We start from the raw sequence: 25,982 nt of genomic DNA on the forward strand, positions 1-25,982 counted from the left end.
ATTGCTTTGTGACCTATGTCGGGTGTTCCCAAACGCAACTAAAGTGCGAATGTACACAACGCTCTGGATTCCTGCAGACCGAGAAATAGCATCCCGGCAACGTTTGAATGCCAGGTGAGTCAATTTCTTTCTGCCTGCGCATATCGGGAAAACCTTGTCCATGCTGGATGCAATGATGCTCGGCAAGATTCAGACGAAGGCGAACTAGCGTAATTTCCAGCGAAGATTAAAGCGTTAGAGATTTTTATTACCAATTGTTTGAGAGGCCATCAAGGGTGCTCGTGCCTCCTTTCAGACGGCATTCAAAGGGTTGACTCCATTCTGAAGACGAGGTCTTCGCGTTATTACGCGCATCGTTCAGAATGATCGTCACTTACCTCCCGTGAAGATCGGCTTAAGGGGAGAGTCAAGCGACAATTCACGAATGACATGCGCATGAAGGTGTGAAGAGGAATGCTGACAGCGTGCCTTCAAAGCGTTGAGCCGCGGCAACGCGGGGTTCAAATCGGGCTTCGCCAAGGCCGTGACAAAACAGACGAGCGCGGTGCGTCCAACGACCGCTGGCAGCCGTTGCGCAAGTCACGCGATGCGGCCCCGGACCCGGGGCCGGATTCAGTGCCGATCGACACCATCAGTGACCAAAGTAGATTGAGTGAGTCCCTGCGGTCGTCGACGGCGCACCCGACTGCGAGGAGCCGTTCATCGACACTCCGCCGACTGCCGTGCTGCTCGGCGTCGTGGCATCCTGCGCATGAATACGTGCCTCCGCAGCCTGAACATCGGTGGGATAGTGCAAATCGTTGAGGCCCGGGCGATACCCGGCCTGTTCCATTTGCACCAGGTCGGCGCGCACTTCGGCACGCGTCAGCGGGGCAGTGGATTCCTGTGCAAAAGAGACCGCGGGGACGACGAGTGCGTTGGCAACCAACGCTGCATAGATCAGAGTCTTCATGGTGAATTACCTGTAAAGTTAAATATAGTCAGCTTCACACGCGATGAACGGAGCCTCGGGTGTCGCCGCGCCACCGCTGCAAGGGTGAGTAAACCTGTATTTTCCGCAGATGGCGTGACGCGAGGCTGACCTCTGCATTACGCCGCTGTCATGTTCAGATAGGCAGGAGCGCATGCGGCGATCGGCGCCAAAACAGGAAAGGAGAAATACCCGGATGATCCATGTCATTGCCACAATCACCGCCCAGCCCGGTCAACGCGAAGCCGTGTTGGCACTTTTCAACCAGAACCGTCCAGCGGTGTTGGCCGAAGAGGGGTGCATCAGCTACGAGGCCGTCATCGACGTACCGGAGTTCGGGACGCCTCAGACACCGCTCGGCAAAGATACGTTCGCTGTCATCGAGCGCTGGCAGAGCGCTGAAGCGTTGAGGGCGCATGGGGCCTCGACGCATATGGCCGAATATGGACGCAATACGCGCCCGTTGCTCGTGAGCCGCGTCATCAACGTGCTTCAGGCTTGCTAAAGAGAGCGTTCCTGGCGGCCCGCCATCGGCAGCGGGACTGCCGCCCACGCCCGGGGTGTATACTTTTATGAAAACATAAATCGTCATCTGATGACATCAGCGATAATCCGACAGCGCAGGGAGTTATGAAGAACAAAGGGACTATCGAGAAGCCGAACCGTGGAACCGGCGCCGAGCGCGTCGCGGTCAAGCGGCCGATGAAAAAAGCGCCGCAGCGTTTGCCGCGCGCGGAGCGTCAGGCGCGCGTGCTGGAGAAGGCCGCGGAGTATTTCGCGGAGCATGGTCTGGGCGCGCAGACCCGCTCCATCGCGGAAGCCTGCGGCGTATCGCAACGCTTGTTATATAGCCTGTTCCCGAGCAAGGCCGCTTTGATTGACGAAGTCTACAAGCGGGAAGTCGTCGGAATCTTCGACGCAATCTGGTTTGTTCAGTTGCAAGACCGAAGTGTGCCGATTGAAAGCCGACTCAACCGCTTTTACCGCGAATACTATGACACACTCCTGACGCGCCGCTGGCTGAGGCTTTTCCTTTACTCGTCGCTCGAGGGCCTGCACACGGCGCCGGCCTATACGAACGCGATCGTCAGCCATGCGCTCGAAATCATCGTCACTGAGACCGCGCATGAACTGGGTCTACGCATGCCTGTCGACCCGGCTCAACTGGGCGAAGTGGGGTGGTTGTTACATGGCGCCGTGTCTCATCTGGCGATTCGCCGCCGCATCTATTCGAACGAAAACAGCACGCCCGCCGAAGCGGTGATTGCCATGCACGTGCGCGCCTTCCTGACGAGCCTGCCGAGCCTGCTGCCTGCGCTATAACGCATTGCGAGTCGGCGCAGTGCGGTTCGCCGGTGTTATCGCTGCGACCGTCTGGGTCGTCTCCAGCGCAAATCGTCAAGCGACGATATAATCCTGCGAAATTGGGCTGCATTGCCGCGCAGGCGCCCTGGGGGCTGCTCATTGTGTCCGCGCCGTCTCCCGTTCGAGCTGTGTTTGGCTTGCGCATGGCGGCTGCGTCATAACCGTTCGCAATCGTCGCCATGAGGCAAACCAATTTCCCGAACGGCCTGCGCCTCGGCACAATGCCATCGCGCATCCTGGTGGCGTTTCGGGCGATATGTCAGGCCGCGAGTCATCGCACGCTGTCCGCGGCCGCCGTCTTTGAAACAGCCGAGACACGCGCAACAAATAATGCATCTCTCACGAAAAAGGTGAATCCATGAGGACTACGGCGGGTTTGCGTGTCCGCACCCAGTTGGTTGCCGGCTTCGGCATCGTCCTCTTCGCCCTCGTTGCGCTGACGGTCATCGCCATCACACGCGTCGAGGCCGTGCGGCAACGACTCGATCAGATCATCGACGTGAACGGCGTCAAAGAACGGTACGCTATCAACTTTCGCGGTAGCGTCCATGACCGGTCAATCGCCATGCGCGATGTCACTCTCGTATCGCATGATGAGCTGCCGGCCGTCGTCGCGCATATCCGGCAACTCGCGGCGGATTATGACGAGGCGGCAAAGCCGCTTGCCGCCGTCTACGCGCAGCGCACCGACATCAGCCCAGCCGAGCGCGTTATCTATTCGCGCGTGATCGATGCGGGCAACAAGGCCACGCCGTTTATCGATGAGGTGATTGCACGGCAAATCTCCGGCGACACCGAAGGGGCGCGCACCGTGCTGCTTCAGCAAGCGCGCCCCGCGCTGGTCGAGTGGCTCGCGGCAATCAACCAGTTGATCGACTTTCAGGAAGCGCTGAACCGGCAGGGCGGTGCCGAGGCACGCCAGATAAGCGTCGATTTCCGCTGGATGATGCTTGCGCTAACCGGACTTGCGTGCGTGATCGGTGTTGGCGTTGCGGTGCTTGTCGTGCGCAACATTGGCCGGTCGCTCGGCGCGGAGCCGCGTGAGCTGATCGCGTTCGCCGATGCGATCCGGCGCGGCGATCTTTCCCAGCGCGGCGGGTTGCGCACCGGCGATACGGGTAGCGTGATGGCGACTGTCGTGCGGATGAGAGAAGCGCTCGCGGACATCGTGGGACAGGTGCGCGATGGCGCCGATGCAGTCGCCGGCATGAGTCACGCGATTGCCGCCGGCAATGCCGATCTTGGCGCGCGCACCGAGCTCCAGGCCAGCGCGCTCGAGCAGGCCACCGGCGCGCTCAAGGAGTTCGATGCTAGCGTGGCCACCAACACTGCGAACGCAGGACACGCGGACGAGCTTGCCAGGCACGCCTCGGAAACGGCTGGGCAAGGCGGCGTGGCGGTCGGCCGGGTGGTGGAGACGATGCATGGGATAAGGACGTCGTCGGCGCGCATCGCGGAGATCATCTCGGTCATCGACGGGATCGCGTTCCAGACCAACATCCTCGCGCTGAATGCGGCGGTCGAGGCCGCGCGTGCCGGTAGCCAGGGACGCGGTTTTGCCGTGGTGGCCGGCGAGGTCAGGCTGCTCGCGCAACGTAGCGCAGAAGCGGCGAAGGAGGTCCGGCAACTGATCGTGGCGAGCGACGCTCGCGTGAAAGACGGCGCCACCCAGGTTGATGCCGCGGGCTCGACGATCTCCGCGGTCGTTGATTCGTCGGCGCGCGTCACGGGCATCATGAGCGAAATCCACGACGCGTGTCAGCAACAGACGCTTCATATCGGCGAAGTCCGGGAGATGATCGCGAGCCTGGAGCATGGCACGCAACAGAATGTTGCGCTGGTCCAGCAATCGGGTGCTGCCGCGGACGCTTTGAACAGGCAAGCGCAGACTCTGCTTAGCGCGGTCAATCTATTTTCCGTCGATGCCGAGCGCGGTTCGGAGCTGAAATCGGTGGGCCCACAGCAGCGCGATGCAACTGCGCGCAACCCGGCGCTTTCGCTCACCAGCAGCTACTCGTGAGCGCAGGGCGGCATAGCACGATTTTCAATTCAATCCAGGTCGTCCGCGCTGCAGGCGCGATGCGCCCGCCACTCTGAGGAGCAGCACATGATCGATTTGCGCAGCGATACCGTGACCCGTCCGGACCAGCCGATGCTCGCCGCGATGTCAACCGCCGAGTTGGGCGACGATGTGTGGGGCGACGATCCGACTGTCCTGCGTCTGCAGGCCGTGATCGCCGAACGTGCCGGCAAGCAAGCCGGCCTGTTCTTTCCGACTGGAACGCAATGCAATCTTGCGGCCTTGATGGCGCATTGCGCGCGTGGCGACGAATACATCGTCGGCCAACTGGCGCACACATATAAATACGAAGGCGGCGGCGCGGCGGTGCTCGGCAGCATTCAGCCGCAGCCGCTGGAAAATGCCGTGGACGGCACCTTGCCGCTCGATAAGGTTGCGGCCGCCATCAAGCCGATCGATGATCATTTCGCACGCACGCGTCTGTTCGCGCTCGAGAACACGATTGGAGGCAAAGTACTGCCCGCGGACTATGTGGCGCGTGCGGTCGAATTGGTTCGTCAGCGCGGACTCGCGACGCACCTCGACGGGGCACGCCTGTTCAACGCCGCGGTGGCTTCGGGCCAATCGCTGGCGGCGCTGTGCGCGCCCTTCGATTCGGTGTCGATCTGCTTCTCCAAAGGACTGGGCGCGCCGGTCGGCTCGGTGCTGCTCGGCAGCCAGGCGCTGATCGGCGCCGCGCATCGCTGGCGCAAAGTGCTGGGCGGCGGCATGCGGCAGTCGGGCGTGCTGGCGGCGGCGTGTCTGTACGCGCTGGATCACAACGTCGAGCGGCTCGCGGACGATCACGCCAACGCCCAACTTCTTGCCGACGGTCTCGCGCGGATCGATCAGGTGACGGTACAGTCACACGCGACCAACATGGTGTTCGCGCAGTTTCCGCAAGAACGTTGCGCTCCGCTCGAAGCGTGGCTCAAGGAACGGGGCATTCTCACGCAGATGCTGTATGCGTCCCGTTTTGCGACACATAAGGACGTCTCGCGCGCGGACGTCGATACGTTTCTGTCCGCTGTAAAGGCGTATTTCGCTCGCGGCTGATGTTTGCGCGATGCCGGATTTTTCATTGCGTGTTGACATGGCGCGTTCGGGTCGGACAATAATCTCAGCCCCGATACTCGCCAACTCAGGTTCCAAGCGTGAACGACGTCACCGGCATTTCCCCCTCGCGGGCTGATCATGTCTATGTCAGCGTACGCGAGGATATCTTCGATATGCGCCTGCTGCCCGGCGACCGCGTGACGGAAGGCAGCATCGCCGAGCGCTTCGGCGTGTCCCGCACGCCCGCGCGCGAGGCCTTGCAGCGCCTGCAAAGCGACGGCCTGATGCGCGGTTATGTGCGCGGCGGCTGGGAAGTCGTGCCGGTCGATTTCAAGCGCTTCGAAGACCTCTACGAAATGCGCAAGCTGATTGAAACCTTTGCGGTCGCGAAGCTTGCGGGTGCCGAAGGAGAGCTCTCCGAAGGCGTCGCACGGATGCTCGGTCAGCTCGAACAAATCTGGAAGATTCCACCTGCTCATCGTCGGCGTGACGGCCGCGAGATGGTCGCGCTCGACGAAGCATTTCATCACGCTCTCGTGCAGGCCGCCGATAACGCCGAGTTGACCAATGCGATGCAGCGCGTGACCGATCGGATCCGGGTCGTGCGGCGGCTCGATCTCGTGTACGGCGACTGCATCGACGAAACCTACGACGAACATGTGGCGATCCTCGATGCGATCCGTCGTCGCGAAACGGATCGTAGCGTTGCGTTGATCGCACGCCATATCGAGGGTAGCCGCGCTGAAGTGCGCACCTTGACCAAGGAGCGCCTGCAACGCGCACGCACTGCAATGGGGCCGAATGCGGTCCCCTATGCACCACCCAGGTTGCGCGGCACCAAGTAGCGACATCGCCGTGAGCACCGGGTCGCGCGAAACCCTGCTGTGGCGCGCATGAGCCGTCGACCCGCGTGCTGGCATGCTTCTCGCATAAGTGACGGGTATGTATACAAGCAAAAGCCCCGTCAGGTATGTCATCTAGTTTTCTGAATCCAACCCGCGGCGCGCGCGGGATGGCCGTCGCGCCAAACGCGCTCGCGGCGCAGAGCGCGTTGGCCATCTTGCGGGACGGCGGCAACGCCGTCGAAGCCATGATTGCCGCTGCCGCGACTATCGCAGTCGTCTATCCGCACATGAACAGCATTGGCGGCGACGGCTTCTGGCTGATCTCGCGCCCCGGCGCGGAGCCGGTGGGCATCGAGGCCTGCGGCGCGGCCGCGCTCGCTGCGACGATTGACGCGTACCGCTCCCGCGGATATACGACGATCCCGACGCGCGGCCCGCTGGCCGCGAATACCGTCGCGGGCACCGTGTCCGGGTGGCAGCTCGCACACCGCTGGTCGAGGGACGCGCTCGGCGGCAAGCTGCCCGTCAAGCGTCTGCTCGAAGACGCCATTCACTACGCGAAGTCCGGCGTACCCGTCACGCGCAGCCAGGCTCAATGTGTCGACAGCCGGCGCGCGGAACTGAGCCCGATCGCCGGTTTCGCGGACACCTTTCTGCTTGACGGCCGCGCGCCGGCAGCGGGCGAGCGCTTCGTCGCGCCGCGTCTCGCCGCAACCTTGGAGCGCCTTGCCGAAGCAGGTCTCGACGACTTCTATCGCGGCGATCTCGCGCGCAGCATCGCGAGCGATCTTCAGTCCGCCGGCTCGCTGCTTGCACTTGCCGATCTCGAACGGCACGAGGCGCGCTGGCGCAAGCCGCTCGCACTGCAGCACTCGCTCGGCACGATCTACAACATGCCGCCGCCGACACAGGGTCTCGTGTCGCTGCTGATTCTCGGCATTCTCGACCGCGTGCTGACGAAGGACATGGATCCGCTCGGGCCCGAGTTCGTCCACGCGTGCGTCGAGGCAACCAAGCTGGCTTTCGCGATTCGCGACGCGCACGTCACCGATCCCGATCACATGACGGTCGATCCCGCCACGCTGCTCGAACCGGCCGCGCTCGACGCGATGGCCGCGCGCGTCTCGCCGACGCGAGCCGCGCCCTGGCCGGCCGGTCGCGGACCGGGCGACACCGTATGGGTAGGCGTGACGGATAGCGAGGGGGTGGCGGTCAGCTTCATCCAGAGCATTTATCACGAGTTCGGCAGCGGCATCGTCCTGCCGGGCTCCGGCATCAACTGGCAGAACCGCGGCTGCAGTTTTTCGCTCGACGAGCACGCGCTCAATCCGCTGATGCCGCGGCGCAGGCCATTTCATACCCTCAATCCGGCGCTGGCGCGCTTTGCCGACGGCCGCACGATGGTGTACGGCAACATGGGCGGAGACGGACAACCCCAATCGCAAAGCGCCGTGTTTTCACGCATCGCGAGTTTCGGCTGGAATCCGCAGGCGGCGATCGACGCGCCTCGCTGGCTGCTCGGCCGTACATGGGGCCAATCGACCGACACGCTCAAGCTCGAACCACGCTTCGCCGCACACACGGCAGCAACGCTCAGTGCGTTCGGGCACGAGGTCGAGATGATGGCGCCTTACGACGAAGCGATGGGGCATGCCGGCGCAATCGTCCGGCATCCTGATGGATTAATCGAAGCGGGCTACGATCCGCGCAGTGACGGGGTCGCTGCGGGCTGGTAGACACCGCGCGCTTTTACCCAAACGACTTGCAGTTCCGGCCGTTCAGGCCCGGAGGACTGCGCACGTCTCGCGCATGCCGGCTGGCATGCGCTCAGGAATCGGAGAACACCATGAGTACACGCTTGCAACCGATGTCGCCGCGTATCGAGAATGTCTCGACGCTCGCCACGCATAACCGCTGGATTCAACTCGGGCTGGGTCTCGTCTGCATGATGGCGATCTCGAGTCCGCAATACGTCTGGACGTTGATGACCAAACCGCTCGCCGCGAAACTGGGCATCGCATTGCCTGAACTGCAGGTGACGTTCTCGCTGCTGATCATTTTGCAGACGTTCTTTTCGCCGTTTCAAGGCAAGCTGATCGACCGCTTCGGTCCGCGCACGCTGATTTCGGTCGGCACGGCGATGTCCGGCCTGAGCTGGGTGTTCGCATCGCAGGCGCAGAGTGCGCCGATGCTTTATCTGACCTATGGCGTGATCGGCGGCCTTGGCACGGGCATCGTGTATGTCGGCGTCGTCGGGCTGATGGTGCGCTGGTTCCCCGCGCAGCGCGGCTTCGCGGCGGGCGCCGTCGCCGCCGGCTACGGCATGGGCGCGATCGTCACGACGTTTCCGATCGCGGCGTCGTTGCAGGCGCGCGGTGTCGACGCGACGCTGTGGATGTTCGGCATCGCGTTCGCGGTGGTAGGGCTGCTCGCATCGCAGGGCTTGCGTGTGCCGCCCGCGCATGATGCCGCCGGCGCGAATGTGAATGACGCCGGTTCGCCGGTGGCTAATCTGCGCCCGTCACAGACGCTCAGGACGCCGATCTTCTGGCTGATGTTCGCCATGATGGCGATGATGTCGACCTCCGGTCTAATGGTCACGTCGCAAATGGCCACCTTCGCCGCCGATTTCGGCGTGACCAAAGTGCTCGTGTTCGGCATGGCGGCGCTTCCGCTTGCGTTGACGATCGACCGCTTCACGAACGGGCTCACGCGGCCGCTGTTCGGCTGGGTGTCCGACAAAGTCGGCCGCGAAAACACGATGTTCTTTGCGTTCGCCCTGGAAGGCGTCGCCATGGCGCTGTGGCTGTTCACGCGTGACAACGCGGTGCTGTTCGTGTTGCTCTCGGGCGTGGTGTTCTTCGGCTGGGGCGAAATCTTCTCGCTGTTCCCGGCGACGCTGACGGACACGTTCGGCACGCGGCATGCCACGGAAAACTATGGCTGGCTCTACATTTCGCAGGGCATCGGCTCGATCCTGGGCGGCCCGCTGGCGGCGTTGATGCACCAGCACGCGGGTAGCTGGCTGCCGGTGTTCGGCGCGGCAATCACGCTTGACATCGTTACCGCATTGCTCGCGATTGCAGTGCTCAAGCCGATGCGCCGCCGTTTTCTTGCCGCACCACGCGGCGTTTGACGGCAACTGGCCGCTCGTTCGTTGTACGGCTAATTGCCAGGTGGCGCGCCTCTTTCATGGGCGTGCCGCGCAATTGGCCGCTCCGAAATGACTGAAACGTCATCCAGGAGCCATGTCGTGTTAACGACCGAATTCCGATAATGACAACCGGGATCATTCCAGTCCACTCGAGACTGACTCGGCGAGCAAACAGCAATTGATGCTGTACGCGAAGAGCAATTGGTGTTGTTGGCTCGAGTCTCCATGCTGGGCGGCTCGCGGCATGATTGTCGCCGGATATGCGCCCGGATCGCCGCCGTGATAGTCTCGACCTCACGTATTCAATCTTCACGCCGTCCCGGACCAACATGCACACACGGTGGACCACCGACGACATTGCACCGCAGACCGGCAAGCGAGTACTCATCACGGGAGCGAATAGCGGTATCGGCTATCACGCCGCATTGACGCTGGTGCGCAAAGGGGCACAGGTCATCCTGGCATGCCGCGATAAACGACGCGCAGAAAAAGCTCTCGCCCGTCTGAAAGCCGAAGTTCCCGGAGCACGCGCGGAACTGGCGATTCTCGATCTCGCTTGCCTCGCGTCCGTCCGCTCGTTCGCACAGAAAGAACTCGCGGAGCAACGCCGCATTGATATTCTGGTGAACAATGCCGGCGTCATGGCGCCGCCGAAACGTCTTGAGACCACCGACGGCTTCGAGTTGCAGTTCGGCACCAATATGCTTGGCCATTACGCACTCACGGCGCTGCTCATGCCCGCTCTTGAACTTGCCGCGGGTGAATCGCCTGACCGACCACGCATCGTGACGATTGCTTCCATCGCGCACAAGCAGGGGAGAATTGATTTCGACGATCTGCAGTCGGAGAACCATTATTCGCCGATGCAGTCATATCGCCAGTCGAAGCTGGCGAATTTGATGTTCGCCTTTGAGCTCGACCGTCGACTGCGCGCGGCGAATTCCCGAGTCATGTCTGTAGCCGCCCACCCCGGGGTCGCGAACACCAATCTGTTTCGTTCCGGCGATCGTTCCGCGCTCTCACGTGCTGCTCGCAGCCTCGCTGGCCGCGTTATCAGTGTCGCGCTGAACAGCGAATCCGCCGGCGCGCTGCCGACGCTCTACGCGGCGACGTCGCCTCACGTCGATGACGGCGGCTATTACGGGCCGCAAGGTTTGCTCGAGGCACGCGGGCGCAGGATCGGCGAAGCGAGTGTCGCGAGGCAGGCCATGGATGAATTGACCGCCCAGCGTTTGTGGCAGGTATGCGAATCGCTCACGCAGATTCGCTTTCATCTGCAGTCCGAGCGGACCGCGTGAGTTGGACGCACGATTCCGCCGGATCTTTTTTAACGAATCGCGCTAATTGAACGACAGGTTGCAGCACCATGCGAATACTCATTATCGAGGACGAGCCGAAAATGGCTTCCTATCTCCGCAAGGGGCTCATGGAAGCGAGCTTCCAGGCGGATACCGCCCTTGATGGCAAGGAGGGCCTCTTCCTTGCGCTTAGTGAAGACTACGATCTGATTCTGCTTGACGTGATGCTGCCCGAACTCGACGGGCTCGAAGTCCTCAAGCGCATACGGGAGAAAAAACATACGCCGGTACTGCTGTTGACGGCTCGCGACACGGTCCAGGACAAAGTCGTCGGGCTTGAGTCCGGTGCGGACGACTACCTGTCCAAACCGTTCGCCTACGCCGAATTGCTGGCCCGGGTCCGTGCGCTGCTGCGAAGGCCGGCGCAGTCGTTGGTCACTATTTTGTGTGTTTCCGACATGGAGATCGATCTGGTCAGGCGGCGCGTGCGGCGCGGCAATGTGCGCATCGAATTGACGGCTCAGGAGTTTGCACTGTTGAAGTTGCTCGCCGAGCGCCAGGGCGAAGTGCTGACCCGGGCTTTCGTGACTTCCCACGTGTGGGATATCAACTTCGACAGCGACACCAATATCGTGGACGTCGCGGTCAAGCGTCTGCGCACGAAGATCGACAGCCCGTTCGAAAATAAGCTGCTGCATACGGTTCGCGGCATGGGCTACGTGCTGGAGGACAGGGCATGATTGGGGCCGGCGCGCCGTATTCACTGCTGAAGCGGCTCGCGCTCGCGTTTTCGATTCTTGCCATCCTGGTCCTTTCGCTCGCCGGTGGCCTTCTCTACCATACGCTCTCACTGGAACTGCGACGCCGCGACGACAGCGAAATTACCGAGAAGCTTCAGGAGTTCATGGAGCAGGCTCGCACACTGGGCAGCGCGGTATCGGTCGCGCAAAACGGTGCGATATTTAAGGAGGCGCTGCTTTCACATCCCGCGGTGTCTTTCGCGATATCCGGCGGGGGTGGTGAACTGTTGGTGTACACCGGGGGACGCGGGCAGCGTCTGGCATCCGGGCTCGGCAAAGACGCCGGGTCTGGTCCGTTCACCTGCAATCCGCCGGTCGTCGGGCCTGCCCGCTGCGTTGTGGGGCGAGAAAAGCTGTCGTCCGGGGAGACGATCCAGATCGTTCTCGCGCACGCGTCTCATGTACGGCGCTCGGTGCTGCGCGCTTTTCAGGAGGACCTATTGCTCGTGCTCGTCGGCGGTTCACTGCTGATGGGCTCACTCGGTTATGCGATCGCGAAACGGGGTCTCGCGCCTGTGAAAACGATCGGTGCTCGCATTTCCAGCATCGAGGCACACAATCTGGACAATCGTCTGCAGATCGGCGGCGGCCCCGTCGAGCTTCACGACATAGCTGTCCCGGTCAATCGCATGCTCGACCGGCTCGAGCGCGCCTTCACGCGCCTCTCGCAGTTCTCGTCGGACTTGGCGCACGACATGCGCACGCCGCTCGCGAATATCATCAGCTCCTCGCAGATCACGCTGTCCAGGCCGCGCACGATTGAAGAGTACGAGACGCTCATCGATTCGAATATCGAGGAGTGCGAGCGACTGCAGCGCATGATCGAGACCATGCTGTTTCTCGCGAGGGCGGATCATGCCAGACAGCAACTCAAGCTAGGGTCGCTCGACTGTCAAAGCGAATTCGCCAAACTCACCGCATTTTTCGATGCCGTCGCGGAGAATAAGAGCGTTCGGTTCGTCATCGATGGGCCCGTGCAAGTGCGAGCCGATCCGACGCTGTTCAGGCGCGCCGTCAGCAATCTGCTATCCAATGCGCTGGAGCATGCCGGGACCGCGTCCGAAGTCGTGCTACGAGCGTTCCGCTCGGGAGAGTATGTGGCCGTGCAGGTCATCAATAACGGCGAGAGCATTCCGCCCGAACATATCGATAAAATCTTCGAACGCTTTTATCGCGTCAATGCTGCCCGCGAGGGATCGGCGAAGAATACCGGCCTCGGTCTTGCGATCGTCAAAGCGATCATGGAATCGCACCGAGGCAAGGTCGAAGTGCTGAGCCGCGCAGGCAGCACGGTGTTTACGCTGTATTTTCCGGCTCTCGTCTAAAGCGCGGCGCGCCGCGCCGCAGCCCGTTCTCCTCTTCTACCTCGCGCACGTCGCCAGCCTCAATGTCAAAAATGACATTTAGCCGCCATGTGTGTATCAGCCGCAGATTTCGATAATTGACACCAGGCGATCGAGGACATTAAGTCCTCGCTCTTCGAGCGTGTCAGGTCAATTCGATTCTGCGAGGGACTCATTGAAAACCAACTACCAGAGACGCCTGTATGCGTCCGTCGCCGGGGCCGGCTTGATCGTTCTGTGCGGCGCCTTCGCGATTCATTCGCGGACCACGCAGGCAGCGGCCGAAGCCGTAGCGGCCGAATCTGCCACGTCAGCGGCAGCGAGCAGTACGCCTACCGTTTCCGGCGCCGTCGACCTGGCGCCCGAGGCGCTCTCGAACCTGCATCTGCAGATCGCCGACGCGGCGCTTCGCCCAGGCGTGCGGACTATCACCGCGCCGGGCGTGATCGCCTTCAACGGCGAACAGCTGGCACAACTGAGTTCCCCATCCAGAGGCCGGATCGAGGCCGTCGACGTCGCGGTTGGCGACCACGTGCGTGCGGGGCAGCGACTTGCCGTGCTCGACGAGTTCGACCTCTCCGATGTGCGCAGCCAGCTCGCCAGCGCGCAAGCCGCGCTCGCCGATGCGACGGCCGCAGCCGACGCGGCACACGCCGCACTCGCGCGCGGCACTGAGTTGGTCGACGCCGGCGGCATTGCGCAAAGCGAACTCGAGCGCCGTCGCGCGATGGCGGCCAATGCCGATGCCACGCTGCGCTCACGGCAAGCGGATCTGCAGAAATGGCGTGGCATGACACAACGATTGATGCCGATCGATGCCGCCGCGAAGGCAAACGGCGACATGCGCACCCTTGCCGCATTGAGTCCGCGCGACTCGCTCGGCGCCGTGGTCGCGCCCTTCGACGGTGTCGTCACGGCGGTGAGTACGGCCGCCGGCAACATCGTCGATACGTCGCAGTCGCTCGTCACGGTGACGGATCTGTCGACCGTGTGGCTGCAAGTCAGCGTGCCGGAACGCGACGCCGCTGCCGTGCACGCGGGTCAGACAGTCGCGGTGAACGTCGATGCCTATCCGAACCAGCCGTTCAACGGACGCGTCATCGACGTCGCCGATCAGGCCGATCCGAATACGGGCACGGTCACGGTGCGTTGCCAGGTGCCCAACCCCGGCGGGCTGCTGCGCGCCAACCTGTTCGCCACGGCAAACATCGCGGCGCCGCTCGGCCACGATTCCGTGCTGGTGCCCGATTCCGCATTACAGGACGTGAACGGGCGGACGGTCGTATTCGTGCCTGCGGGTCAGGGTCACTTCCTGCCGCGCACGGTCCATACCGGCGTGGCCGAGAGCGGCATGACGGAGATCGTGAGCGGGGTCAAGGCCGGAACGCCGGTGGTCGCCGACGGCAGCTACTGGCTGAAGGCCGCGCTGATGCAAGCCACCATTCCCGACGAAGGCTGAACCGCGAGCGCAGGTCATGATTACGAAGATTGTCGATGCGGCGCTGAAGAATCGCGCCATGGTACTGATCCTGGTCGCCGTACTGATCGCCTTTGGGCTCGTCAGCATGCAGCGACTGCCATTCGATGCGCAGCCCGATATCTCGCCGGTCCAGGTGCTCGTGACGACGCAAGCGCCGGGGCTCGCTCCGGTCGATATCGAACGCTCGATTACCGCGCCTGTCGAACTCGCCCTGCAAGGGTTGCCCGGCATGCAGGCGCTGCGCTCCATTTCCCGTTATGGCCTGTCGGTCATCTACGTGCGCTTTGCCGACGGCTCGAACATCTATCAGGATCGCAATCTGATCGGCGAGCGCCTGCAGACGGTGCAGCTTCCGCCCGGAACAAATTCGCCTCAGATGGGACCGCTGTCGGATGGCCTGAGCGAGATCTATCAATTTCAGGTGCGTGGCCACGGGCAATCCCTGATGACGCTGCGAGCGCTGCTCGACTGGCAGATCGCGCCGAAATTCCGCGAAGTGGCGGGCGTGGTCGACGTCAACGTCAACGGCGGCGAACTGAAGACCTACGAAGTGCAGGTGGCGGACGACGCGCTCACGCGCTACGGCCTTTCGACCGCCGACATCTTCAATGCCGTGCAGATGAACAACGGCGCAACCGGCGGCGCGACCATCGAGCACAACGGCGGGGAGGCCATCATTCGCGGCGAAGGGCTGCTTCGCAACGCGACCGACATCGGCAACATCGTGTTGCGCACCGAGCCGGATGGCACGCCGCTTTATGTTCGCAATGTTGCGCGCGTCGTCGAGGCGCCGATGCCCCGGCTGGGCGCAGTCACGCGCGACGGCCAAGGCGAAGCCGTTGTCGGCGTCGTTCTGATGGGACTCGGGCAAAACACGCGTATCGTCGCGCAGCGGGTTCAGGACGCCGTCAAGGAAATCAACACGACGCTGCCGCCCGGCGTCGAAATCGCACCGTACTACAACCGCGCCGACCTGATGAACCGCGTGCTGCATACGGTTGCTCACAACATGGTCGAAGGCGCCGTGCTCGTGATTGCCGTGCTGCTGCTGTTGCTCGGCAATGTGCGCGCCGGCCTGATCGTCGCGCTGGCGATTCCTTTGTCGATGCTGGCCGCGGCGATCGCCATGTACAGCGCGGGCATGTCCGGCAATCTCATGAGCCTGGGTGCCATCGATTTCGGGCTGCTCGTCGACGGCGCGGTGGTCATGATCGAGAACATCGTACGGCGGCGCGCGGAAGCACCGGCGCGGCCCATGCAGGCGGTCGTGCTCGAGGCATCCCGGGAAGTGGCGCGGCCCGTCACGTTTGCGGTCCTGATCATTACCGCAGTCTATCTGCCGATTCTCAGCCTCCAGGGCGTCGAGGGAAAGATGTTCCGCCCGATGGCGTTGACGGTCGTGTTCGCGCTCCTCGCGTCGCTCGTGATCACGTTGACCGTGATGCCCGTTCTCGCGAGCTTTCTGCTGCGCGGCAAGGTGGCCGAACACGAGAGCCGCATCATCCATTGGATGCGGCGGCGCTACGAGCCGGTGCTCACCCGCGCGGCGCATCGTCCCGCGCTGACTATCGGGCTTGCCGTGCTGCTGCTCGCGCTCGCGGGCGTTCTCGGTTCGCGCCTTGGTGCGGAATTCCTGCCGCGTCTGGAAGAAGGGGCGCTCACGGTCACGACCACGAAGCTGCCCGGCATTTCCGTGCCGTCGGCGGTCGAGTCACAAACGATGGTCGAGCGAACGCTGATGCGCTTTCCCGAAGTTCAGTCGGCGGTCACGCTCGGGGGCAGTTCCGAGATTCCCACCGATCCGATGGGTGTCGAGCAAAGCGACACCTTCATCATGCTCAAGCCGAAATCGGAGTGGAAGACCGCGCAGACTCAGGAGGGACTGGTCGAAGCGTATTCGGATGCGCTCAATCGCGCGGTTCCCGGCCTCACGCTCGATTGGGCCCAGCCGATCCAGATGCGCATGGACGACATGCTGGCGGGCGTGCAGGCGGATGTAGCCGTGATGATTCACGGCAACGATCTCGACGCGTTGCACGATACCGCGCAGCGTATCGCGAGCGTGATCGCTCGCGTGCCGGGAGCCGCCGACGTGCAAGCGCAACAGACGGTCGGCCAGCCGTACTTGCGCATCATCGTGAACCGGGATGCGGTGGCGCGCTATGGCCTCAATGCGAGCCAGGTGCTCGACGTGGTGCAGGCGCTCGGAGGCCGTACCGTTGGCTCCATTTCGAATAACGATGGCCGCTTCGACATACGCGTTCGTCTGACGCCGCAAGACCGCACGGATGTGGCGCGAATCGGCGCGTTACGCGTGAGCAACGGCGCGGGCAAGGCCGTGCCGCTCGCCGAAGTCGCCGACATCCGGATGGAGCCCGGCCCTTCGACGATCGAGCGCGAACAGGGGCAGCGCGTGATCATGGTGCAGGCCAACGTGCGCGGCCGCGATCTCGCCGGGTTCGTGCTCGCTGCGCAACATGCCGTGGCCACGCAGGTCAAGCTTCCGCCCGGGTACAGCCTGTCCTGGAACGGCAGCTTCAAGAATCTGCAGGAGGCGATGTCGCGGCTCTACGTGGTCGTGCCCGTCGCCCTGGCGGTGATCTTCGTCCTGCTTTATCTGATGTTCGACAGCGTGAGTCTGGCGGCACTCATCTTCTTCAACGTGCCGTTTGCGGCAATCGGCGGGATCCTGGCGCTCTGGACTCGCGGCCTGCCGTTCAGCATTTCGGCCGCCGTCGGTTTCATCGCGCTGTTCGGCATTGCGGTGTTGAACGGGGTCGTGCTGGTCAGCTACATCGTCGAGAAGCGGGCGAGCGGCCTTGGCGCTGTCGAGGCTGCGCGGCAGGCTGCCTTGACACGGCTGCGTCCCGTGCTGATGACGGCGACTGTCGCGAGTCTGGGCTTCCTGCCTATGGCCTTTTCCACGAGTTCCGGCGCGGAAGTTCAACGGCCGCTCGCCACGGTGGTGATCGGTGGACTGGTGTCGGCCACGCTGCTGACCTTGCTGGTGCTGCCGTCCCTGTACCCGTGGTTCGACCGCCGCAAGCGCACGATGCCGCAAGAGCAGACCGTACCGGAATACGCAGAATGACACAGGGTGCTACTCACATGATCACCTTCAAACGTTCGTCCAGCCTGTTGATACCGTTGCTGCTCGCGGGTTGCGCGGTCGGTCCCAACTTCACGCAGCCCGCCGCACCGGCTGGAGCCGGCTATACGCAAGCGCCGTTGCCTTCGAGGACCGCGGCGGCGGCCGGCGCGGATGGGCCGGCGCAGGACTTCGTCGCCGGCGGCGATATCCCCGGGCAATGGTGGACGCTGTTCCAGTCCCCGCAGTTGAACCAGCTGATCGATCGCGCGTTCAGTCGCAGCCCGACGATCGACGCCGCACACGCTGCGCTCACTAGCGCGCGCGAAAACATGCTGGCGCAGGAGGGGTCGTTCTTCCCCAGCATCGGTCTCGATGCGTCGGGCAGCAGGAACGGGACGCCGACTGCGAGCCTCGCACCGGTCGCGGCGAACAACCAGCGCATCTATTCGCTCTACACGGGCGAGCTGACCGTTTCATATTCGCTCGACGCATTCGGCTTGAATCGCCGGACCGTCGAATCGGCGGCCGCGCAAGCCGAGAATCAGCGCTTCGAACTCGAAGCGGCCTATCTGACGTTGAGCAGCAACGTGGTGCTCGCGGCGATCGACGAAGCGGCCTTGCGCGGTCAGATTGCCGCGCAAGAGGAGATGATCAAGGCCGATACCGAACTCGCGGACATCGTCCGCCGCGAATACACGCTCGGCGAGGCCGCACAGGCCGATCTGTTGCAACAGCAGGCTGTGCTCGCCCAGGCGCAAGCGGCGTTGCCGCCGCTCGAAAAGCAACGGGCGCTGCAGCGCGATGCGCTGACTGCTCTGGTGGGGGGCTTTCCGAATGAAGACCTGTTGGTGCACTTCGATCTGGCGGACTTGCACCTGCCCGACAATCTTCCGGTGAGCTTGCCGTCCATGCTCGTCGAGCAACGCCCGGATATTCGCGCCGCTGCCGCCACGCTGCACGCGGCCTCCGCACAGGTCGGCGTCGCCATCGCCAACCGGCTGCCGCAGATCTCACTGAGCGCCGCACTGGGCACCTCACCGAATGCTCTCGCCAACGCGTTCACGCCGTACAACCAGTTCTTCAACGTGGTCGGCAAGGTCGCGCAGCCGATCTTTCAGGGCGGGGCGCTGCTGCACCGCCAGCGCGCCGCTCAGGCGGTCTACGAGCAGGCCGGGGCGCAGTACCGCCTGACGGTCATCAACGCGTTCCAGAACGTTGCCGATGTCTTGCAGAGTGTGCAAGCCGATGCGAAGACGCTGGAAGCGTCCGTGGCCGCCGAAGAGGCTGCATCGCGCAGCCTCGATATCGCTCACCGAAAGCTGCGGACCGGGGAGATTGCTTACCTGTCCGTGCTGACGGCACAGCAAAGTTATGAAACGGCGCACGTCGCCGCGATCCAGGCGAGAGCTGCGAGGCTCGCGGACACAGCGGCGCTCTTTCAGGCCGTCGGCGGCGGTTGGTGGAACAGGCCGGACGCGCTGGTATCGAGCGCGACGCTAAAAGAAGCTCATTGAGTTGGACCACGCGACACATTCCTCATGATACGAACTCTCATTGGCCTGATCTTCGTCGCTGTGCTGAACGGCTGCGCATATTCGTCCGAACAGGCTCACGGTGCGCCGCTTGCGCAGACTGCGACAACCCGGACCGTCGACTATGCGGGCCTGCCCTGCGGGAATCAGTACGTGCACGTCAAATCGCCGGCGTGCTACTTCCCGCGCGAAGCGCAAATGCCTGCCGCCACGCTGCACGCGTGGACGGCGTCATCGCATTGAGCGCGACGTATGGCGCCCGGGGTCAAAGCGTCCAGCTTGCAGGGCGCGCTGCCAACTTGAATCGCCGTGCGACAGCATCGACCCGCTCGTGGTGCTGACTACCCGCTTCGCGCCCGTGCAAGCATTTGGGCGCGCTGGAACAAGTCCACGGAATTTCGTTCACCTACCCTTGGTCTCGTGCGATGCAACGAGGCGTACATAGGGTGGGCCTTTGACATCTGCCGTTCAGGAGTATGGGGATGAACACAAATATTGTCGGTCATGGACGTGGCATGCCGCGCGCAGGCGGTTTTGGTTGCCGCTGGCGCGAGCTGCTTCTCGGCGCGGCCAGTCTGCTGGCGCTGCTGATGTCGGGTCACGCTCAAGCCGCCGCGCCGGTGCCCGCCGAGTGCGCCGCGTTGCAGGCGAAATACCCGCAATTCAAGGGCAAGACGCTGATCAACGCGATCAACCCGCACACGCCGGGTTACGAAGCGCTGGACCCGAACGATCCGACCAAATACATCGGCTTCGACATCGATCTCGGCGAGGCGATCGGCAATTGCCTCGGCTTCAAGATGGCGTACAAGCCTGTCGCGTTCTCGGCGCTGCTGGCGACGCTGCAAAGCGGTCAGGCCGACATCGTGATCTCCGATATCTATGCGACCGAGGAGCGCGCGAAGGCGGCGGACTTCATCACCTATTCGAAAGTGTTCGACGGCGTGCTGGTTGCGAAGGGCAATCCGAAGAAAATCAGCGGCATCAACCAGACGATGTGCGGCACGACTGCTGCGGAGAACACCGGTTACGTCGAAGTGCCGCTGATCCAGAAGCTCGCACCGGCTTGCAAGGCGGCGAATAAGCCGGAAGCCGCCGTGCAGCTGTACGACAACAACGCGAACGCAATCCAGGCGATTCTCTCAGGCCGCGCCGATACGTACATCAACGACGTCAATACGGTGGACCAGGCGGTCAAGGCGTATCCGGGCCAGCTCGAAAAGGCCAATGCGGTGACACTGCCGTATTCGATCGGTATCGGCGTACCCAAAACGAATCCGACAATGCGCGCGGCGGTAATGGCGGCGCTCGTCGCCATCCAGAAGTCCGGCACCCAGACCGAGCTGCTGAAGAAGTGGTCGCTTGGTGCTGAAAATCTCGAAACTCCCAAGCTGATTGCCTCGAACTGATGAATTTGTTCCTGCACTATGTCGGCCTGCCGTATCTGTTAAGCGGCATCGGCTTCACCATCGCAGTCACGCTCCTCGGGCTGGCAGGCGGTCTGATCGTAGGACTGATGCTCGCGAGCATGCAATTGAGCAAGGTGGGGCCGCTTGCCGCCATTGCACGCGGCTACACGGTGATTTTTCGCGGAACGCCGCTGATCCTGCAACTCGTGTTCGCATACGACGCGCTGCCGCACATCGGTTTGAAGCTGAGCGCGATGGGCGCCGCGGGTCTCGCGCTTGCGGCGAACGAGGGGCCGTTCATCGCGGAAATCCTGCGCTCCGGGGTGCTCGGCGTGGACCGTGGGCAAGTTCTTGCGGCGCAGGCGCTCGGCATGACGCCGACCGTGTTGCTGCGCCGTGTGATCGCGCCGCAGGCGATCCGCACCATGGTGCCGGCGCTCGGCAACGAATCGGTCAGCGCGTTGAAGAACTCGTCGCTGGCCTCCGTGATCGCGGTCGACGAACTGACCTTGCGCAGCACGCAACTCGCGTCGTCGACGTTTGATTTCTTCTCGATCTTCTTTGCGTCCGGGCTGATGTATCTCGTGCTGACCGGCTTGATTGCCGCGATCCAGCTATTCGCCGAAACCGCGCTCGATCTCGATCGCAGTCCGTCCGGACGCTTTGCGCGACTGCTGCCGTGGCGCCGGGCCGCGCTCGCCGCGGAGCCCTCCGCCGCAAGCGCGACGCTATCCGTCGGTGCGCAGCTCGACGCCCCGCCCGTGCCGGTTGCGCGCAAGGCCCATGCGGAGCGCGCAAGCCGCTACGAGCTATTGCAGACGCAGAAAGCGGCGGTGCAGGTGAAAGGGCTGAGCAAGCGTTACGGCAAGCAGACGGTGCTCGACGGCTTCGACCTCACTGTCCGCTTCGGCGAGGTCATTGCGCTGCTCGGGCCGAGCGGATCGGGCAAAAGCACGTTGCTGCGCTGTATCAATCACCTGGAGCAGTGGGATGCCGGCGAAATCCGGATCGGCGGCAAGCGCATCGGTTTTCGGGTCGACGGTCAGCCAATGACACAGGGCGACCTCGCCAACGAGCGAGCGAGTGCCGGCGTCGGTATGGTGTTCCAGCATTTCAATCTATTCAGCCATCTGACGGCGTGCGAGAACATCGCCGGGCCGCTGCGCTGGGTGCACGGGATGCCACCGGCCGACGCCGAGCGCCGCGCGCGCGAACTGCTCGAACGCGTCGGCCTCAGTCATCGCGCGGATGCGTTGCCGCGACATCTGTCGGGCGGCCAGCAGCAGCGCGTCGCGATTGCCCGCGCGCTGGCGCCGAATCCTCGCGTGCTGCTGCTCGACGAACCGACCTCCGCGCTCGACCCCGAACTCGTCGGCGAGGTACTCGACGTGATTCAGCGGCTCGTGGACGAAGGCGGCCTGACCATGATCATCTCCACGCACCAGTTGCGCTTTGCCGATCAGGTCGCCGATCGCGTCGTGTTCATGAGCGGCGGCGCGGTGGTCGAGCAGGGACCCACGCATGAAGTGCTCGCCCAGCCGCGCCATCCGTTGACAGCTCGATTCCTGAGCGTGATGGGCGCGGACGACCGGCTCGAAGTCGCGTCTTGACGGCGCGCGCCATTCAGCATCGCCCGGCCGTTCGTGCCGGGCGTCTTACAAGGTTCGAACAGACATGAAGCACCATACACTCCCGGTTTCGCCTGAAACGGTTCATTGGGGTTACTTCAGCAAGCAGGTCGCGCCCGCGTTGACGCTGCGTTCCGGCGACCGGGTCACCATCGAGACGCTGACCCACCATGCGAACGATGACCACGAACGGATGGTCGCGGGCGACCCAGGCGCCGAAAGCATCTTCCACTGGACTCGCGAGCACAAGGCCATGCCGCGCCGGGGCGCGGGGCCAACCGATGGACCGTTTACGCTCGGCTCGGGCGAAGGTGTCGGCGTGCATCTGCTGACCGGGCCGGTCGCGATTGAAGGGGCCGAGCCGGGTGACGTGCTCGAAGTGCGAATCCTCGACGTGCGCCCGCGGCCAAGCTGCAATGCGTGCTATCGCGGCCGTTGTTTCGGTTCGAATGTCGCCGCATCGTGGGGCTTTCATTACCACGATCTCATCGAGGAGCCGAAGCCCCGTGAAGTCGTGACGATCTTCGAGCTCGATACCTCGGGCGAGCCATTTGCGCGTGCGGTCTACAACTACGTGTGGACGCCGCAAACCGACCCGGACGGCGTGGTCCACGCGATGATCGATTACCCGGGCGTCAAGGTCGACCCTACGCTGGTGAACAAACGCGAGAACATCCTGCCGAACGTGAAGGTGCCGGCCAGGCTGCATTTCGGCACGATGGGGCTCGCGCCGGCGGAACTCGACTATGTCAGCTCGATTCCGCCCAGCTACACCGGCGGCAATATCGACGATTGGCGCGTCGGAAAAGGTGCGCGGATGTATTACCCGGTCGCGATCGAAGGCGCATTCTTTTCTGTCGGCGATCCTCATGCGGCGCAGGGTGACAGTGAACTTGGCGGTACGGCGATCGAAACCTCGCTCACCGGCGACTTCGAGTTCGTGCTGCACAAGAAGAATGACCTCGGCGGCACGATTCTCGAAGGCCTCACGCACCCGATGCTGGAAACCGACGATCAATGGTCGGTGTACGGATTCACTTTCGCCAACTACCTGGCGGAACTCGGCCCGGCCGGACAGACCGAGGTGGCACAGCACGCGAGCCTCGACAAGGCAATGCGCGACGCGTTCCGCAAGCTGCGCCGTTTCCTGATGACCGTGCACAGGCTAAGCGAGGATGAGGCCATTGCGCTGATGTCGGTCGCCGCGGATTTCGGCGTCACACAAGTGGTCGACGGCAATTGGGGTGTGCATGGATCAATTCGCAAGAACGTCTTTGTCGGCGGCGCTGGCCGCTGAGAGGTCCCGCTCGGGCCGCAAGGATTCGCCGCGCGTGTGCGCGGGCGTCCCGTATGCGTCAGGTCGGTGCACAGGGGCGTTGCTGGTGCCTGCGCGCGCAATCGTCGTGTCGGGCGTGCACCGGCGTTCGGGGCGCCGCGCCCTTGCGATGCCCCGACCCGAGTTGGTGCGGTTATTGCTTTTTTGGGCGGCCCGTACCGCTCGTCGAATCTGTCCTCGGGTAGCGGGCATTGGGCTCGTGCGACGGGCGTCTGTTCTGGAGTCAACGTTGGATTTGCTGCGCTTTACTACCGAGTCCTATTCGGAGGCCGAACGGCTTCGCGCGTGGGTTAAAGCGCTTGACACGATGGGGTGGCGTAGCGGTGCGATTGCTTCTGTGCGGGCGTTGCGTGGCACGATCGTCACGCAGCGGTCGCCCGGCGGTTTCGATCTAGGCCTGCTGGCGTCGGTGGCGCAGACGCTCGAACCAAATGCTGCCGGTGGCGACGGCGTGCTGATTGTGCTGCACCTTGACGGTGTGGCGACGCTGCAGGCCAACAGCGGACGTCAGCCTCTGGCAGTGAACGACCTGGTCTTTCTGCCGTCGGGCGAAGGCGCCTCGCTGCTCTTCGCGACCGATTTCCGCGCTTTTGTCGCGCGTGTACCGCGCTCGGCGATCAGGGGGCGGCTGTTTGCAGCGTCGATGAACGCCGGCCGGATCGCCGGAGATGTCGGTGTCGGGCATGTGTTTTCCGGTTTTCTTGCGTCGCTTGCGGAAGGCGTGGAGACGTTGTCCGCCAACGACCTGCGTCCGCTTGAGCTCGCACTGGTCGAGTTTCTGGTGGCGATTCTGTCCGTGCAACAGCGCGAAACGCCGATTAGCGGACTGACATCGTCACAGGCGGCCATCTTCTCGCGCGTGTGCCGCAGTATCGATGCGCAACTGGGCGACCCCAACATCAGTCTCACGCGTCTCGCCGCAGAGGAGCGCGTCTCGCAGCGCTACCTTCAAAAGCTGTTCGAAACTGCCGGCCAGAGCTTCTCCACGTATTTGCGGCTCAGCCGCCTTGAACGCTGCAGGGCCGAACTCGTCGATCCGCTCCACGAAAAGACGTCGATTTCGGATATCTGTTTTCGTTGGGGCTTCAACGATCCTGCGCATTTCAGCCGTGCGTTTCGCGAGCAGTACAAGACGTCGCCGCGCGCCTTCCGTCATGAAGCGAGCCTCGATTTGGCCCGACATGTGGTGCAGCGCATTTCGCGCGGATTGCCGCTCAACACGGATGCGCTGCTGGTTCCCGCGCAAACCGCGGCGCGGGAAGCAACGCTCGACGCTGCCGGTGCGATCGTAGCCAGTCGCCCTGTCGACACGCGAACCGGCTCGAGGCAGGCAATCAGCAGCCGGTCCGGCAAGCCGCGCCACCATCTGTTGCGTGCAACGGCCAACACGGTACATTGGGGCTATTTCTCACACGACCTGAAGCCGGTGCTCGAAGTCGACAGCGGCGATAGCGTGACGATCGAGACACTGACGCAGCATGCGTCGGACGACTGGGCGCGTATGGTGGCCGGCGATCCAGGCGCTGAAAGCGTGTTCCACTGGACCGCCGAGCGCAAAAACGTGAACCGGCGCGGCGCCGGACCGATCGACGCATCGATCTACGGTCGAGGCGCAGGCGAAGGGTTTGGGGTGCATATCTGCACCGGCCCGATTGCGGTACGTGGCGCCGAGCCGGGCGACATATTGGAAGTCAGGATCCTCGAGGTGCATCCGCGGCGCTGCGCGAATCCGCAATTCAGCGGGCGGGCGTTCGGCAGCAATGCGGCCGCGTGGTGGGGTTTCCATTACCGTGAATTGTTGACCGAGCCTAAACCGCGCGAAGTCGTCACGATTTACGAACTCGACGCAGAGCCCCGGCCGGACCAGGGCACGCCCTTTGCGCGCGCGGTCTACAACTACCGCTGGACGCCGCAATGCGATCCGTTCGGTGTCGTGCATCCGACCATCGACTATCCGGGCGTTCCGGTCGATCATTCCACCGTTGAGGAAAATTATGGAATTCTCAAGGGTGTCAAGATTCCGGTGCGCCCGCATTTCGGTCTGATCGCGGTCGCGCCGCAACAGGACGGTCTCATTGACTCGATTCCGCCGTCCGCGTTCGGCGGCAACCTGGACAACTGGCGCGTCGCACAGGGTGCGAGCGTCTATCTGCCGGTGGGTGTTCCCGGCGCATTGCTGTCGGTCGGGGATCCGCACGCATCGCAGGGCGATTCCGAGCTATGTGGGACGGCGATCGAATGCTCGCTGACGGGCGAGTTCCAACTGGTGTTGCACAAGAGAGCAACTCTGGCCGGCCAACCGTATGCGGATCTCACGTATCCGCTCGTCGAAACCGCCGACGAGTGGGTGCTGCATGGATTCAGTCATGCCAACTATCTGGCTGAATTCGGCACGCACGCGCAGAGCAAGGTCTACGAGAAGTCGACGCTGGATCTCGCGATGCGTGACGCGTTCATCAAGACACGCCGCTTTCTGATGACGACCAAGGGCCTTACCGAAGACGAAGCAATCTCGTTGATGTCGGTCGCAGTCGACTTTGGTGTGACACAGGTCGTCGACGGCAACTGGGGTGTGCACGCGATCATCCGCAAGGCCTTGTTCGCGGAATAAATCAT

Annotated in this window: 20 protein-coding genes; 18 read left to right on the forward strand and 2 right to left on the reverse strand. The window is 63.2% G+C overall.

Going from position 1 to position 25,982, the window contains the following annotated elements:
- Positions 1–631: 631 nt before the first annotated feature.
- Positions 632–952: a DUF4148 domain-containing protein gene (locus OKW28_RS17305; protein WP_429447550.1), complete on the reverse strand. Its 321-nt coding sequence runs from the start codon at positions 950–952 to the stop codon at positions 632–634.
- A 172-nt stretch (positions 953–1,124) separates the two neighbouring features.
- Between OKW28_RS17305 and OKW28_RS17310 the strand changes: the two genes are divergently transcribed.
- The gene (locus OKW28_RS17310) at positions 1,125–1,475 is read left to right on the forward strand and encodes a putative quinol monooxygenase (protein ID WP_429447552.1); all 351 of its coding nucleotides are present in this window, start codon (positions 1,125–1,127) and stop codon (positions 1,473–1,475) included.
- A 125-nt stretch (positions 1,476–1,600) separates the two neighbouring features.
- Positions 1,601–2,293, forward strand: coding sequence for a TetR/AcrR family transcriptional regulator (locus OKW28_RS17315; RefSeq protein WP_429447554.1), 693 nt, complete (start codon positions 1,601–1,603; stop codon positions 2,291–2,293).
- Between the two features lie 313 nt (positions 2,294–2,606).
- Here OKW28_RS17315 and OKW28_RS17320 read toward each other — a convergent pair whose 3' ends face one another.
- The gene (locus OKW28_RS17320; RefSeq protein WP_429448841.1) at positions 2,607–2,885 is read right to left on the reverse strand and encodes a hypothetical protein; all 279 of its coding nucleotides are present in this window, start codon (positions 2,883–2,885) and stop codon (positions 2,607–2,609) included.
- Here OKW28_RS17320 and OKW28_RS17325 point away from each other — a divergent pair.
- The 16 genes from OKW28_RS17325 (at position 2,772) to OKW28_RS17400 (ending at position 25,977) form a co-directional block, all read left to right on the forward strand.
- On the forward strand, positions 2,772–4,355 hold the full coding sequence (locus OKW28_RS17325) for a methyl-accepting chemotaxis protein (RefSeq protein ID WP_429448754.1): 1,584 nt from the start codon (positions 2,772–2,774) through the stop codon (positions 4,353–4,355). The two genes, OKW28_RS17320 and OKW28_RS17325, sit on opposite strands and share 114 nt — an antisense overlap.
- A gap of 87 nt (positions 4,356–4,442) precedes the next feature.
- A complete protein-coding gene (ltaE, locus tag OKW28_RS17330; RefSeq protein ID WP_429447555.1) occupies positions 4,443–5,450 on the forward strand; it encodes a low-specificity L-threonine aldolase in 1,008 nt (335 codons plus the stop codon).
- A 98-nt stretch (positions 5,451–5,548) separates the two neighbouring features.
- Positions 5,549–6,295 carry a GntR family transcriptional regulator gene (locus OKW28_RS17335; protein WP_429447557.1) on the forward strand — a complete coding sequence of 249 codons (747 nt, stop codon included), beginning with the start codon at positions 5,549–5,551 and terminating at the stop codon, positions 6,293–6,295.
- A gap of 167 nt (positions 6,296–6,462) precedes the next feature.
- Positions 6,463–8,031 (forward strand): gamma-glutamyltransferase family protein, encoded by a 1,569-nt coding sequence (locus tag OKW28_RS17340; RefSeq protein WP_429447559.1) that lies wholly within the window; start codon positions 6,463–6,465, stop codon positions 8,029–8,031.
- 110 nt (positions 8,032–8,141) lie between these two features.
- On the forward strand, positions 8,142–9,431 hold the full coding sequence (gene oxlT / locus OKW28_RS17345; RefSeq protein WP_429447560.1) for an oxalate/formate MFS antiporter: 1,290 nt from the start codon (positions 8,142–8,144) through the stop codon (positions 9,429–9,431).
- Between the two features lie 347 nt (positions 9,432–9,778).
- Positions 9,779–10,747 (forward strand): oxidoreductase, encoded by a 969-nt coding sequence (locus OKW28_RS17350; RefSeq protein WP_429447562.1) that lies wholly within the window; start codon positions 9,779–9,781, stop codon positions 10,745–10,747.
- 68 nt (positions 10,748–10,815) lie between these two features.
- Positions 10,816–11,487, forward strand: coding sequence for a heavy metal response regulator transcription factor (locus tag OKW28_RS17355; protein ID WP_429447564.1), 672 nt, complete (start codon positions 10,816–10,818; stop codon positions 11,485–11,487).
- The gene (locus tag OKW28_RS17360) at positions 11,484–12,872 is read left to right on the forward strand and encodes a heavy metal sensor histidine kinase (RefSeq protein ID WP_429447566.1); all 1,389 of its coding nucleotides are present in this window, start codon (positions 11,484–11,486) and stop codon (positions 12,870–12,872) included. Before OKW28_RS17355 ends, OKW28_RS17360 begins: the two co-directional genes overlap by 4 nt.
- Before the next feature lie 193 nt (positions 12,873–13,065).
- Entirely contained in the window at positions 13,066–14,349 is a 1,284-nt protein-coding gene (locus OKW28_RS17365; protein WP_429447568.1) for an efflux RND transporter periplasmic adaptor subunit, read from the forward strand.
- A 16-nt stretch (positions 14,350–14,365) separates the two neighbouring features.
- Entirely contained in the window at positions 14,366–17,461 is a 3,096-nt protein-coding gene (locus tag OKW28_RS17370; RefSeq protein WP_429447569.1) for an efflux RND transporter permease subunit, read from the forward strand.
- 17 nt (positions 17,462–17,478) lie between these two features.
- Positions 17,479–18,975 carry an efflux transporter outer membrane subunit gene (locus OKW28_RS17375; protein ID WP_429447570.1) on the forward strand — a complete coding sequence of 499 codons (1,497 nt, stop codon included), beginning with the start codon at positions 17,479–17,481 and terminating at the stop codon, positions 18,973–18,975.
- Between the two features lie 24 nt (positions 18,976–18,999).
- Positions 19,000–19,236, forward strand: coding sequence for a hypothetical protein (locus tag OKW28_RS17380; protein ID WP_429447571.1), 237 nt, complete (start codon positions 19,000–19,002; stop codon positions 19,234–19,236).
- A gap of 239 nt (positions 19,237–19,475) precedes the next feature.
- Positions 19,476–20,402, forward strand: coding sequence for an ABC transporter substrate-binding protein (locus tag OKW28_RS17385; protein ID WP_429447572.1), 927 nt, complete (start codon positions 19,476–19,478; stop codon positions 20,400–20,402).
- Entirely contained in the window at positions 20,402–22,012 is a 1,611-nt protein-coding gene (locus OKW28_RS17390) for an amino acid ABC transporter permease/ATP-binding protein (RefSeq protein ID WP_429447573.1), read from the forward strand. Before OKW28_RS17385 ends, OKW28_RS17390 begins: the two co-directional genes overlap by 1 nt.
- A 64-nt stretch (positions 22,013–22,076) precedes the next feature.
- Entirely contained in the window at positions 22,077–23,327 is a 1,251-nt protein-coding gene (locus tag OKW28_RS17395; RefSeq protein ID WP_429447574.1) for an acetamidase/formamidase family protein, read from the forward strand.
- A gap of 268 nt (positions 23,328–23,595) precedes the next feature.
- Positions 23,596–25,977, forward strand: coding sequence for an acetamidase/formamidase family protein (locus tag OKW28_RS17400; protein WP_429447576.1), 2,382 nt, complete (start codon positions 23,596–23,598; stop codon positions 25,975–25,977).
- Positions 25,978–25,982: the final 5 nt, after the last annotated feature.

This window comes from Paraburkholderia sp. 40 (assembly GCF_050434105.1).
In the GTDB taxonomy this organism is placed as follows: Bacteria; Pseudomonadota; Gammaproteobacteria; order Burkholderiales; family Burkholderiaceae; genus Paraburkholderia; species Paraburkholderia tuberum.